Raw genomic sequence first — 13,875 nt, 5'->3', positions numbered from 1 at the left:
TGCCCTACTCGCCCGTCTGGACCTGCAAAAGCCCCGCGTTTCGCAGTTCCTCGGCCAAACGATTGGCGACCAACAACCGGCCTTGCCGGGACAAATGGATGTGGTCCTCGAGGAATAATTCCGGTTTGCTCATCGAATCGAGCTCCCGTTCCAAGTCGACCAGCGGATCGCCCTGTGATGCGGCCACGTCGCGGACGATTTGGTTGTAGTTGCGGTGAGTCTGCAACAAGTCGTCCAAATTCTTCGCTTCGCCCGACTCGATCAAGTACGGTGGCACGCCCAGATCGAACGCGTGGGGCGCCGTCAAATACCAACATTGAATCTTGTTTGCGTCACAGGTCGCTGCGATCGCGCGCAGGTTGGCGCGGTAGTCGTCCGGTTCGACGCGCATCGCCGAATCCGTTCCGGCGGTCGGGCGTGGGATCAGACTTTGAATCAATTGAAACAGCCGCATGTCCGTCAGGCCATCGCCCAGGCCACCTCCCAGTGGCGACTGAGCCGCTTGCTGGTCCTTGTCCTGATACCCCCGCGCCAGCCAGTGGTCATTCCAGCCGAAATAGACGGTGACCAGATCCGGATTCCAGCCGATCACTTCGGTTTCCAGCAATTGCTTTCCTTGAAAGGACGTGTACCCGATGACACCGGCATTGATCACCTCGAACCGTCCCGGAGCGACCTTGTCCAAGTAATTTCGCAGAATGTCACAGTAGGTGATCGGGCCGAAGTGCGTGCAGGAGTCACCCAGGCAAACGATTCGGAACATGCCCTCCGGTTTCTCCGGCGAAAACTCGGGCCCGTAGAAACCGACCGAATTGTGTCCGAGGACGCCCGGGCGGGGACGCCAAAACAACGTCGGGTCGCGTTTTAAAAACGGCTGCGGCGAGTTCGTGTTGTACTCGTCGATCGGAAAGGTGAACGTCATCCGCTGGACGTCCGACGCGGCACGATACCCTGCGAGACGCAACATCCCTTCGGCGACCAAAAAGAACAGAGCCACGACGAAGAGGCTGAGCCCGATCTTTCGCCGGAGGCTGATGGCGGGGCGCGTTGGCGAAGGTTCGGTCCCGGCGGGCATGGGTTGCGAAGGCGATTTGTTGTTGTCCACGATTATCCTGCGGCGGGGCGCCCGAAGCAAAGAAAAAACCTCACCCCTTGAAAGAGGCGAGGTCAGGTTGATTTAGAGTATCAGAGATGCCGGACGACAGCTACTGATTGAGTTGTTCGGTGATCGTTTCAGAGTTCCCCCTCGTGCCCAACGCTCCCCACAAACCGTACGGGCTGGAGGACCCGGCAAGGTTCATGCCGCCGTCCCGCACCACCGTGTCTTGGGACAGATCCCCCGTATCGACGCTGTCGGTCATGAAGATGACGGCCCCGTCACCCATCAGGATGTGCGCCCCACCTTGGTGATGACTTCCCGCGGTGAAGATGCTGTACGTGTTGTCCGAGTTGCTTCGCGCACAACTGGCGGAGTTGGGCGGCAAAATGGTTTGGAAAGCGGTGTAGGCCGGGCGGCCATCGCCCCAACGAGCGCCGCGACCGGCATTGAACGAACCGCTGATGGTGGCGCTTTGGGAATAAGACGTGGGACGCTCCGGATCGATATGGGCGCCTTCTTTGCAGTTGATCGGCGTTGCGAAATGCGAATTGGTCGGCGTCATGCTGGTGATCTGTCGCACGTAGTCCGATTTCACTTCACGCAGCCCCCGCGAGACACAGATCTCACCGGCGGCGATTGTGTTGGAAAGCCCATCCAGCGTGTCGCGGAAACGGGTTTGCACCCGCGGCCAGAAAAAACCTCGGTTGGCTGCTTGTGCCCGCGTCACCATCCAAGTCTCGTCGAACTGATCGCCCGCGCCGTTGCCGTTGTTAAAGTAACCGTTTTCGTTCTTGCCACCCCACCACGCATAGTCAAATGAATCGCCCAGCGATGCGGCGTAGTTCGCTTTGCCCAGGCTGACGTGTTCGGCCGGATCACTCGGGCAACGATAGGTCGGTATCTCTGTCGCCCACGGCGGGTACTGGGTCACCCAGGGACAAGGTCCCATCGGCGCCCAGCGGCCGTTGGTCACCTGACTGGGCATGGCCCCGCCACTGGACGTCGATTCGCGGCTCGAGTGGGAGATCTTGTCCCACAGCCCCTGCTGTTCCATCTGCGGCAGAATGGAAACCAGATAGCTCAGGTACAACCGATTGCTGTTGTACGTGGTGTTGGCCCCCGTCCACGTTTTTGACGTTCCCGTCATCGTGTTGGGCAGCTGCTTGAATGCACTGTGATAATTGTGAATCGCCAAGCCGATTTGCTTGAAATTGTTACTGCACGACATCCGACGTGCGGCTTCACGAGCAGCCTGGACGGCGGGAAGGAGGAGCCCCACAAGAATCCCAATGATTGCGATCACCACCAGCAATTCAACGAGGGTAAAACCTCGCTGATACATGCGTGGTTTTGACATAAAAAACCTCGGAGAAACGATCATGAATGAACAGAAGAAAAGGCCCCCCCAAAGCAGGGAGACTGATGTTCAGGATAAGAGCGATGCCGGATAAGGTCAAGAAAATGTGGCGGTTTTAGCGGTCGATCCTGCGGGGAATGAGCGCCGGGAGCACCGAGAGGGCGCCGCGATGTCATCCAGAATTCGATCGTCACTCCCCCGCGTCGGGGACGTCCATTTCCGCTTCGTAGTTCTCCATTTCTTGTTGGATTTCCTGCTCCGATCGCGTTTCCACGGATGTCGACGGCGCGCTGCTATTGCATCCGACCAAGGCCATGATCGAAACCGACGCGATCAACATTTTGCTCAATAATCGCTTCATCGCTCTAAACCCCGCTAGAATCGTTAGGACCGACAGACCGATCCAAAGTAGCACGGAACGCCCCCCGCGCCGATCCGACCGATGTCCCCTCGGTGAACAATCTGTCGGGTCAAACCAATGCCGATGGCGTACGGCCTGTCCCCATCACCCATGAATCCGTTTGCCCTTGGACCGATCGCGTGAGCTCGACCCCCAACCCAGCAGATCACGGAAATCAGATCCGATACCATCGAGGCCGTGTGCTGAAATGAGACTACCTCTGGAGTTGGAAATGAGACGATTGCGGTGGATTTTGATGTCGGCGATCGCGGTTGCCGCCCAGGGGGCGATGGGGCGCGCCGCGGATGCCGTTTCGTCAGAGGGAAAGACAGCCGATGCGGCGAATCATCAGACGATCGATTTCGACACGCAGGTTGTTCCGGTCCTGACGCGGTTCGGGTGCAACGCCGGTGCCTGCCATGGTGCCGCGATCGGGCGCGGCGGGTTCAAGTTGTCGCTGTTCGGATCCCGGCCGGCCGATGACCACGTCGCGATCGTCCAGGAACTGGAGGGGCGCCGCGTCAATTTGTACTCTCCGGCGCAAAGCGTTTTGCTGCGCAAGGCGACTGAATCGATCGAACATGGTGGTGGAGAGCGTTTCGATGACACGTCATCGGCCTATGCGGTGCTCAGGACGTGGATCGCCCAAGGCGGCCAGCGTCTGCAGCGTCGGCGACTGACGGCCCTTCGCGTGACCCCAACGAATGTGTTGCTTCAAGACGTCGGTGACTCGGTCCGCGTCTCGGTGGTCGCGTCGTTCGACGATGGATCACAGCAAGATGTGACCTCGGTGACGTCGCTCTCGTGTGACGATTCCGAATCGGTGTCCATCGACCGCCAGGCGAATCGATTGACCGTTCATCGACGCGGCGAGCATCTGGTGATCGCCCGCTACCTGAACCGGGTCCATGCCATCGGTTTGGGCGTACCACTGGGGACCAAGGAATTGGGGAGCAAGAAGATTGAGACGCCGTCGGAGTCGGCCGACGGGAACCGGGGGACTCTGGTGGATCGATTCATCGATCAGAAATTGCGACAGTTGCGTCTTCCTGCTTCGCCCCGCGCCGACGATCAAGAATTCGCGCGGCGTGTTTGGTTGGACATCACCGGTCGGCTTCCCCCGGTCGAGCAACTGGACGCGTTTGTGTCCGATCGCTCCATCGACAAACGCAGTCGACTGATCGACCGATTGCTGGAAACGGATCAGTACGCGGCCTACTGGGCGCTCAAGTGGGCCAACCTGTTGGGGATCGACAGCAAGTCGTTGCAGGCCGAGGGCAGCAAGGCCTATCACGAGTGGTTGATCGAAGCGTTTCGTCAGGACCGACCGTGGAACGAATCGGCGTTGGCGATGTTGACCGCCAACGGCGATGGATATGTCGACGGCAGCGTCAATTTTCTGCGCAGCGGCAACGGCCCGGATGCGTTAGCAGAATTGGCGACTCGGGTGATGATGGGCGTGCGGCTGCGCTGTGCCAATTGCCATGATCATCCGCTGGACCGGTGGACCCAAGATGACTATCACGGGCTGGCCGCCATCTTTGCGAAACTGGATCGCGGGCGGATTGTCCGCACGTCCCAGCGTGGTGAAGTCACTCATCCGCTGACCGGACAGCCCGCCGTTCCCCGCATCCCCGGGACGCGTGACCTTGACGACGGTCAGGACGGGCGGATCGAATTTGCCCGCTGGGTGACCGATCCGTCCAACGACTACTTTGCCCGTGCGGCCGTCAATCGCATCTGGGCCCAATTGATGGGCCGCGGACTGATCGATCCGGTCGACGACATCCGGGCAACCAACCCCGCCAGCCACTCCGAATTGTTGGATGCACTGGCACATCATTTTGCCGAGCATCAATTTCGATTCCGCGCGGTCATCCGTCTGATCTGTCAGAGTGATGCCTATGGACGAACCTCGCGAACGCTTCCCGAAAACGCCTCGGACTCAGTCTACTATTCGCATTTCATCACCCGCGGACTGGAAGCCGAAGTGGTGGCCAATCAAATCGCCGATGTGACTGGGGTGGACCTCCATCACGGCACCGCTGGCCAATTTGATGCCATTGGGTTGACCGACAATCGAATCGCGTCGGAAACCTTGGACATCCTCGGCCGATGCGATCGTGAAGCGGCTTGTGAAACCGCTCCGCTGGGTTCGGGATCGCTGGCTCAGGTGCTGCATTTTCTCAACGGCGACCTGCTCAATCGGCGTCTGGACTCCGATCAGGGCAGCTTGAAAAAATGGTTGCAGCGCGAACGCGACGACTTCAAACTGATTGAAACACTTTACAAGCACACGTTGTCCCGCCCGCCGACGGAGTCAGAAAACGCGTTCTGGTCCAACCAGGTGCGATCCGTAACCGAAGCCGACGGCCGCTGGCGTGATGCCGAAACGCGGCACGCGTTCTTTGCCGATCTCTTCTGGGCCTTGTTGACCAGTGAGACGTTTCTGACCAACCACTAGCGCGACCATGCCTCGAGTTTCATCCGATGAACAAACTTCTAAACCGCCGAAGAGTGCATGAACTGGACCGCCGCCAATGGTTGCATGTCGGCGGTCTATCGGCGCTGGGGATCGGTGTCAGCGATTGGTGGTCGGCCCGGCAGGCCGTGGCCGAAACGCACTCGGCCAAGCGAGTCGACCGGTCCGCCACGGCCCAATCGTGCATTTTAATTTGGCTCGACGGCGGCCCCAGCCATCTGGACCTGTTTGATCTCAAACCGAATGCGCCGACGGAGATCCGCGGGCCGTTTTCACCGATCGCCACCAACGTCGGCGGCATCGAGATCTGCGAGCAATTGCCGCGGACGGCACAGCTGATGGACAAGGTCGCGCTGGTGCGGTCGGTGACATCGCCGTTGGGGGAACATAATTTCGCCAGCCACTATTTGCTGACCGGTTACAAACCGACTCGGGCGCTGACGTATCCCGGCATGCCATCGGTGCAGAAGTACTTGTCATCGGAGAGCGTGGCGATTCCGACCAACGTTGCGATCGCCAAACCGAACGCCATGATCGGCAGCGGCTACCTGCCCGATTCGACCATGCCCTTCATCGTTCAAGGGGATCCCTCGCGTCCTGATTTTCGGGTCAAGGATTTACACCTGGCCGACGGCATGACCGATTCGCGATTGATTCGGCGGCGTCAGTTTCGAAATGCGGTCGACGAACTCACGCGGCAGACCGAAGATCAGTTGGCCCAAACGGGGACAACCGATTCGGCATTCGATCAGGCGTTCCGCTTGGTGCAATCCCCTGCGGCGCGGGCGGCGTTTGATTTGCAGCAAGAATCCCAGGCGGATCGCAACCGCTATGGGCGACATCTGATCGGACACGGCTGCCTGATGGCCCGACGCCTGGTCGAAGCCGGGGCGAAGTTCGTGACCGTGACCGACCGTGGCTGGGACACCCACGAAGACATCTACTTGCGGCTCAAGGAAGGCTTTACCGGCGGGACGGCGGGAAAGATCCCGAAACTCGATCAAGCCTATTCCGCCTTGTTGAGTGACCTGTCCGATCGCGGACTGCTGGATTCCACTCTGGTGATCGTGATGGGGGAATTCGGACGGACCCCAAAATTGAATCCGCGCGGCGGACGCGATCACTGGCCGGGAGCATTCAGCGTCGCCTTGGCCGGCGGGGGCACGGTCGGCGGGCAAGTGATCGGCAGCAGCGATGCACACGGCGAACGCCCGGCCGAGCGGCCGATCAGCCCGGCGGATTTGGTCCGGACGATCTACCGCATGATCGGAATCGACGGCGACACCGAACTGAACACCGCCGATGGGCGTCCCGTTCAAGTCAATCGCGACGGTAACATCATCGACGAACTGATCGGATGAATCCATGAGTGAGATTGAAAAAGCGGAGTGGTTTCGGTGGCTTGCGGGTAGTTGGAACGGCACCTGCCGAACCTGGTTTGAGCCCGATGAGCTGGCAGACGAATCGAAGGTGGTCGGTGAGTTTCAACCCGTCCTGGGTGGGGCGTTTTTGCGCCACACCTATCAGGGAGCGATGCAAGGAAAGCCGCGCCGCGGGGAAGAATTGATCTGTCGCAACGGGGTCACCCAGGCATTTCAAATCGCTTGGATCGACAGTTTTCACATGGGAGATGCCTTCATGTTTTCCCAAGGTGAGGCGATCGAGGGCGGGTTTGAAGTTTTCGGCCACTATGATGTTGCCAAGGATGCGCCACGATGGGGGGGGACTCGTTTCCAGAAGGTCGCCGCTGATGAATTGGCGATCGTCGCCTGCAACGTCACCCCCGACGGCGTTGAAGCCAAAGCGCTCGAAACGAATTATCGTCGGGGATAGGCTGCGGGCGGCCGGAAAACGCTTTCCCATCCCGAGGTCGTGCGGTTTTTAACCTCTGATTTAATAGGCGTTTACGACTTCACCCTCCCTGGCAGGGAGGGTGAAGTCCTTAACTTGGTGCCTACGCCCCTCGCTGCGCTCGACCCTCCCTTCCAGGACGGTGATATCCAAAAACCCCACGACCACATTTGTGGGGGCCTAGCTGGACAGCGCCACTTTGCGGCGACTTGCTCAAAAAATTCTGGAAACACCGTGGTAGATGGGATGAGTTTCACGCCAGTCGTCCTCGTACTCAACAAAGTGGTACTCGTACTCCTACTCGATAGCTCGTGGGAAACTTGCGGATCGAGTAGGAGTACGAGTACCGGCGAAACGTCTGAGTACGAGTACGATCAACTCGAACCCGCAAATCCTGGTGTTTCTGATTCAAAGTGGCGCTGTCCAGCTAGGCATGGGGGCCAGCGCCCTGGGATCTGATTAGGTGGACGGCCCCTCACCCCGCCCCTCTTCCAAAGAGCAGATCGCTTTTGGGGAAGGAAGGCGCAGGAAATCTTGGTGCGATCGGTTAGAATCGATGGTTCATTTAGGGGTTCATTGGTTACTCACATGAATGGAGCGACGTGATTCGTTTTCTATCAATAATGCTTTGCTGTTGGCTGGGGTTGGGGCTACAGGCCCACGCCGGCGATAACGCGGTCCCGCCGGTTGATTTCAACCGCGACGTCCGACCGATTTTCAACCAACACTGTGTGGCCTGCCACGGCGGCGTCAAGCAAGCCGGGGGGCTGAGTTTCGTCTACAGCGACAGCGTCTTGGATCTGATCGACCCGGGAAGCTGGGAGGATTCCTATTTGCTTGAACGGGTGTTGCTTCCCGTCGATGACGACGAGCACATGCCGCCGATCGAGCATGGACGGGCGCTCAACGAGGCTGAGATCGATGTGCTGAAACGCTGGATCGACGGCGGTGGCGAGTGGGGAAAACACTGGGCGTACGTCGTTCCCGAACTCGGCGAGCTGCCCGAAAGCGAAACCGATGACTGGTCGCGGACGCGAACCGATCGCTTCGTGCTGGAAAAAATGAACCAGCACGGATTGTCGCCCCAGGTCGAAGCGGCACCGGAAAAATGGCTGCGAAGAGCCTCGTTGGATCTGACCGGATTGCCTCCCACCCCCGACCAAGTCGACGGTTTCTTGGCCTTGGTCCGTCGCGACGGTGAAGATGCCTACCGGGCCGCCACCGAGGACCTGTTGGCGTCGCCTGCCTTCGGCGAACGCTGGGCCAGCGTTTGGTTGGACGTGATTCGCTATGCCGATTCGCGCGGCCTAGGGCTCGATGGTCGCCGAACGATTTGGCAATTTCGTGATTGGGTGATTCGGGCTTTCAACGATGACATGCCCTACGACGCGTTCACGGTGCGGCAGTTGGCCGGCGATTTGCTGCCCGACCGAACGCTCGATGATCTGCTGGCCACCGCGTGCCACCGCACGACGCAAACCAACGAAGAAGGCGGCACCGACGACGAGACCTTCCGCACCGAAGCGGTGATGGACCGCGTCAACACCACTTGGCAAGCCTGGCAAGGCCTCTCGTTCGGATGCGTCCAGTGTCACTCGCACCCCTACGATCCGATTGAACACAAGGAGTACTACGAATTTCTGGCGTTCTTCAATAACACCGCCGACAGTGATCTGGGCAACGATCTGCCAACCTTGGCGGTTCCCGCCGACCCCGATCAATACGACCTGGCGTTCCAGTTGGATCAACAGGCCGATGCGTTGTGGCGGGCCGAATGGCAACTCGCGCGCGAGTTGATCAAAGACGATCAAAATTGGAAACCGATTTCCGACTTGCAGTTGTCGACCAACAACAACACCCGCGTGGTGGCCGAGACGGTCGATGGCACCGAGGAGTACCAAACGACAGGAACGGTTCAGACCAAAACCCGGGTCCACATCAACGCCCGGATCGACGATTCGATCGATCAAATCTCCGCATTGCGGTTCACCGGGTTCCCCAAAGACCAACAGCAAGCGTTGATCGATTCGGAGTGGGGATTCATCGTGTCGCACCTGACCGCCAAATTGGTCGCCACCGATGGAACGGAAACGGCGATTGAATTTCAAAAGGTGATTTCCGACGAACCCGATCCGTTGCTGGACCCCGACGAAAGTTTGAACGCCAAATCGTCCCGTGGGTTCGGCCCCTATTCGCGAATCCATCACCCGCGAACCGCCGCGTTTCTGGCCGATCCCCCGGTTGCTGTTCAACCAGGTGACCGCCTGGACGTGGAGATCGTTTTCAATGATGTCGAACTTGGCGCGTTCCCATTGATTGCCCACCGCGGTCGAATCTCGCTCAGCAATTCGGCCGGATTCACCGATTGGTTGACCGACCCGGCGCGCGTCGCGGCACGTGACCAGATCGCTGAACTGCGCGGGCAACGGTCCAAGATTCGATCGATCAGCACGCCGATTCTTCTTGAACGCTATCCGGATTTTGCTCGTCCATCACGCGTGTTTGATCGCGGCAATCAGATGACGAAAACCGATCCCGTGGACCCGGCGATCCCGAAGTTTCTGGCACCGTCCTCTGGGGAAGCGTCCGCGGCTGAATCCGAATCCTCGCTCACCCGGCTGGACATGGCCCGCTGGCTGGTCAGCCCCGAAAATCCGCTCACCGCGCGGGTCGCCGTCAACCGGTTCTGGGCACAGTTGTTCGGGACCGGGATCGTCGAAACACAAGAGGATTTCGGGATCGCGGGAGCCCCGCCGACGCACCCCGAGTTGCTCGATGATCTGGCGGTGCGTTTTCGAACCGAGATGGGTTGGAGCGTCAAAACGCTGTTGCGCGAACTGGTGCTCAGCGCGACCTACCGCCAGAGCGGCCAGGCCGATCCCCAGCGTCTGCAGGCCGATCCGTCGGGGCAATGGCTCAGTCGCGGGCCGCGCGATCGATTGCCCGCCGAGACGATTCGGGACCAGGCGTTGTTCATCGCCGGGTTGTTGAGTGAAAAACGGTTCGGTCCGCCGGTGCATCCACCGCTGCCCGAAGGCGTTTGGAAACCCTTCCAAGGCGGCGACAAATGGGCGACCGTGGGTAAGGATCATCCGGATCGCTATCGGCGTACGATTTACACGTACACCAAACGGACCATCCCGTATCCGATGATGGCGTCCTTCGATGCGCCCTCGCGGGAATTCTGCTCGGTGCGACGCCTGCCGTCCAACACGCCAATCCAGGCGCTGATGACCCTGAACGATGCGACGTTCGTCGAAGCGGCCGAAGCGTTTGCCGATCGGATGATCGCGGCTGGTGATGATATCCAGGCACAGTTGCGATACGGGTTCCGACTGGCGACCTGTCGTGTCCCCGAGGACGCGGAAGCCGACGCGATCAGTGAACTGTATCATTCGGTGCTAAAACTGGAGGATGGAGAGAAACCCGATGTTCACGCCGCGATGACGACGGTCGCGAGTGTCTTGCTGAATTTGGATGAGGTGCTGACGAAATGAGTGGCATGGAACAACGATTGGTCAGCGAAGCCGCCCGGCGGACGCTGGAATTTGAAACACGACGGCATTTCCTAAAGCAATCGGCGACCGGGTTGGGCGCCGCCTGGCTGGCCAGTCAGACCGCCGGGGCGACGTCGATTGGCGGAACCCCGATTACCGCCAAGGCCAAACGTGTGATCTTTTTGCACATGATCGGTGCGCCCAGCCAGTTGGAATTGTTTGACCACAAACCGGCCCTGGAGAAGGTCGACGGCAAGGATTGCCCGGCCGAGTATCTCGAAGGCAGCCAGTTCGCGTTCATCCAGGGAACGCCCAAAATGCTGGGGCCGCGTTACCCGTTCGGGCAACACGGCGACTGTGGGGCTTGGGTGTCCGACCGGCTGCCCCACTTCTCCAAAGTCGTCGACAAGGTTTGCTTCGTCAAATCGATGCAGACCGATCAGTTCAATCACGGACCGGCACAGCTGATGGTCCATTGCGGCCAAGCTCGCGTCGGATACCCGTCGATCGGTTCCTGGGTGACCTGGGGGCTGGGGTCAGACAACGAAGACTTGCCGGGTTTCATCGTGCTGCTTTCCGGCGGCCGCCAACCGCGTGTGGGAAAGGCGCTGTGGAGCAGCGGATTTCTGCCCTCGGTCTATCAAGGCGTGCAATGCCGTTCCAAAGGCGATCCCGTCCTGAACGTCTCCAACCCCCAAGGTGTCTCACGCGATCAACGGCGGATGGCACTCGACACGCTGGATCGGTTGAACCAGATGAACTACGAAACGTTCGGTGATCCCGAAACGTTGACGCGGATGAAGCAATACGAGCTGGCGTTCCGCATGCAGACCGCCGTGCCCGACGCGATGGACATCAGCCAGGAAACCAAGCAGACGCACGAGGAATACGGTACCGAACCGGGCAAAGAATCATTCGCCAACAATTGTTTGCTGGCCCGCCGGCTGGCCGAGCGCGGCGTGCGATTCATCCAATTGTTTGATTGGGGCTGGGATTCGCACGGAACCAACGAAGGCGAATCGCTGGGCAAAGGGTTGAGCCGAAAGTGCGAACAAGTCGACCGGCCGATGACGGCGCTGTTGAGAGATCTGGAACGCCGTGGCATGTTGGAAGACACCTTGGTCATCTGGAGCGGTGAATTCGGTCGGACGTCGATGGCGGAAAATCGCGGTGGCCAGAAAACTCGATTTCATGGACGCGACCACAATCCCAACGCCTTCACCCTGTGGATGGCCGGCGGTGGCATTCAGCCGGGAATGACCTACGGAGCGACCGACGAACTGGGATACCAGATCGCCGAGTCACCGGTGCATTTGCGTGACTTCCACGCGACGCTGCAACATTTGTTGGGCATCGATCACCGCAAGATGGTGTTCCCGTTTCAAGGGTTGGACCAAAAGTTGACCGGTGTCAAACCGGCGCGGGTGGTCGAAGAAATCTTGGCGTAACTTCCGATCACAAACGGAGCCGTCGGCTCATAAAGCAGGCGCGATTGGGCTCGCACCCTACGGCTGATTCAATCAACAGGCCGTGCCGTGGCGTCATGCTTGGGGCGACTGAAATTGGGCTCCGCGTTGCAGTTGGTAGCCACGCTGGAATTCTTCACCGCTCATTTCGCGTTTGCCGGCCGGGCACAGCGAATCGATCCGCAAGGCACCGCCGCCGGTCGCCACGACCAGCTGTTTGCCGCCGCTGATTTGCCCGGGCTGCAGCCCATCGATGTCCTCGTCGACCGCGGTCACCGACAGGACGGTCAAACGCAGCGGGGGTTTGTTCTCGCGGACCTGGATGGTGCTGAAGGCGACGGGCCAGGGTTGCATGCCGCGGACGTGACAATCGATCTCGCGTCGACCGCGTCGCCAATCGATTTGAGCTTCCTGTTTGCTCAACCGAGGCGCCTTGGTGGCCAGCGCCGGGTCCTGGATTTCGCCCATCGTCGACTCGCCGTCCCAGCGTGACAGGTCGTCGATGCAGCCGAGCACCAGATCGACGCCCAGCAGCGAGAGTCGTTGTTCGAGTTGCCCGGCGGTTTCGTCGTCGGAGATCGCGGTGCGGCTGGTTGCCAGGATGGGGCCGCCGTCCAGTTTGGGCGTCATGTGAATCACGCTGACCCCGGTTTCGGCGTCACCGCTCAGGAGGGCTCGTTGGACCGGTGCGGCGCCGCGATAGGCCGGCAGCAGTGACCCGTGCAAGTTGATTCCGCCCAGTTTGGCGGCGGCCAACGCGTCGGGTTTCAGAATCTGGCCGTAGTCGCAAACGACCAGCAGGTCTGGACGGAGTGACCGAAGCTGTTCGATCGCGTCGCCGTCGTTGATATTGGCAGGATCCAGAATCGGCAGATCGTGCTCGGCGGCCCAGGTACGCACCGGCGCCGGCGGCGGGCCTTTGCGGCTTCTGACCGGCGGTTCGGGTTTGGTGACGACCGACACCAGCGTGTGATCGGATTGCCGGATGGCTTCGAACGAGGGAACGGCAAACGGACCGGTCCCCATGGTGATGATACGCAAGGTGATGCTCTCTTGAAATAAACTGGTGGCCTTCGGCGACTCGGTCTCAGCAATACTTCTTCGTCCACTCGGCCAATCGTGCGATCAATTCTTGATCCGGCGGCACCGACCCGGTCGCCTGTTTGGATCGAAAGTCGGTTTCCAGTTCGTCAATTCCGGCTTCCAGATCTTGGGCCGCGTGCTCGCCCATCCGGTCAAAAAACAACGTCCCGTCCAGGTGGTCGATTTCATGCAGAAAAATTCGCGCCAAGAATCCTTCCAGCGTCGTTTCGATTGGGTTCCCCTTGATATCGAACGCGCTGATGCGGATCGATTTGGGACGCACGACGTCTCCGGTCAACCCCGGCAAACTGAGGCAGCCTTCCTCGCCGACTTCATTGCCCTTGGGGCGGCTGACTTCGGGGTTCAAAATCACGAATTCTTCGCCGCTGCCTTTTTCGCCGCTGGGATTGGCGACGAACATCCGCAGCGGCAGATCGACCTGATTGGCGGCCAGCCCGACGCCCTTGGCCTGGTACATCAGTTCCAGCATTTCGTCGGCGATTTTCCGAAGTTCGGCGTCGACGCGTTTGATCGGCTTGCTGACGTAGCGAAGCGTGGGGTGGGGGTAGTAAATGAGTTCCAAAGACATGACAAGCCGCAAACAACGCAATGAGATGGATCGGACAGACGGGCAACTTCC

The 13,875-nt window shown here is 59.7% G+C and carries 10 protein-coding genes; 5 read left to right on the top strand and 5 right to left on the bottom strand.

What is annotated here, in order from left to right; all coding sequences use genetic code 11:
* Positions 1–4 precede the first annotated feature (4 nt).
* From H1B37_RS24135 to H1B37_RS24125, 3 genes are all read right to left on the bottom strand, one after another.
* Positions 5–1,105, bottom strand: a complete 1,101-nt coding sequence (locus tag H1B37_RS24135) for an SGNH/GDSL hydrolase family protein (protein ID WP_182869681.1) — start codon at positions 1,103–1,105, stop codon at positions 5–7.
* A 100-nt stretch (positions 1,106–1,205) separates the two neighbouring features.
* Positions 1,206–2,456, bottom strand: coding sequence for a DUF1559 domain-containing protein (locus H1B37_RS24130; protein ID WP_182869679.1), 1,251 nt, complete (start codon positions 2,454–2,456; stop codon positions 1,206–1,208).
* A 190-nt stretch (positions 2,457–2,646) separates the two neighbouring features.
* Complete coding sequence (locus H1B37_RS24125; protein ID WP_182869677.1) at positions 2,647–2,817, bottom strand: hypothetical protein; 171 nt, start codon at positions 2,815–2,817, stop codon at positions 2,647–2,649.
* 271 nt (positions 2,818–3,088) lie between these two features.
* Between H1B37_RS24125 and H1B37_RS24120 the strand changes: the two genes are divergently transcribed.
* From H1B37_RS24120 to H1B37_RS24100, 5 genes are all read left to right on the top strand, one after another.
* The gene (locus H1B37_RS24120) at positions 3,089–5,320 is read left to right on the top strand and encodes a DUF1549 domain-containing protein (protein WP_182869675.1); all 2,232 of its coding nucleotides are present in this window, start codon (positions 3,089–3,091) and stop codon (positions 5,318–5,320) included.
* Between the two features lie 26 nt (positions 5,321–5,346).
* Positions 5,347–6,699 carry a DUF1501 domain-containing protein gene (locus H1B37_RS24115; RefSeq protein WP_182869673.1) on the top strand — a complete coding sequence of 451 codons (1,353 nt, stop codon included), beginning with the start codon at positions 5,347–5,349 and terminating at the stop codon, positions 6,697–6,699.
* Between the two features lie 4 nt (positions 6,700–6,703).
* Entirely contained in the window at positions 6,704–7,171 is a 468-nt protein-coding gene (locus H1B37_RS24110; protein ID WP_182869672.1) for a DUF1579 family protein, read from the top strand.
* 620 nt (positions 7,172–7,791) lie between these two features.
* Entirely contained in the window at positions 7,792–10,686 is a 2,895-nt protein-coding gene (locus H1B37_RS24105; RefSeq protein WP_182869670.1) for a DUF1553 domain-containing protein, read from the top strand.
* A 5-nt stretch (positions 10,687–10,691) separates the two neighbouring features.
* The gene (locus tag H1B37_RS24100) at positions 10,692–12,134 is read left to right on the top strand and encodes a DUF1501 domain-containing protein (RefSeq protein ID WP_182869668.1); all 1,443 of its coding nucleotides are present in this window, start codon (positions 10,692–10,694) and stop codon (positions 12,132–12,134) included.
* A gap of 93 nt (positions 12,135–12,227) precedes the next feature.
* Here H1B37_RS24100 and fmt read toward each other — a convergent pair whose 3' ends face one another.
* Both fmt and def read right to left on the bottom strand, forming a co-directional pair.
* Positions 12,228–13,193 (bottom strand): methionyl-tRNA formyltransferase, encoded by a 966-nt coding sequence (gene fmt, locus H1B37_RS24095; protein ID WP_286178112.1) that lies wholly within the window; start codon positions 13,191–13,193, stop codon positions 12,228–12,230.
* 46 nt (positions 13,194–13,239) lie between these two features.
* Positions 13,240–13,824, bottom strand: coding sequence for a peptide deformylase (def, locus tag H1B37_RS24090; protein ID WP_182869666.1), 585 nt, complete (start codon positions 13,822–13,824; stop codon positions 13,240–13,242).
* Positions 13,825–13,875 lie beyond the last annotated feature (51 nt).

Origin of the sequence: Stieleria mannarensis (assembly GCF_014154935.1) — a bacterium.
GTDB lineage: Bacteria > Planctomycetota > Planctomycetia > Pirellulales > Pirellulaceae > Stieleria > Stieleria mannarensis.
This window is presented reverse-complemented; position numbering and strand designations above follow the sequence as displayed.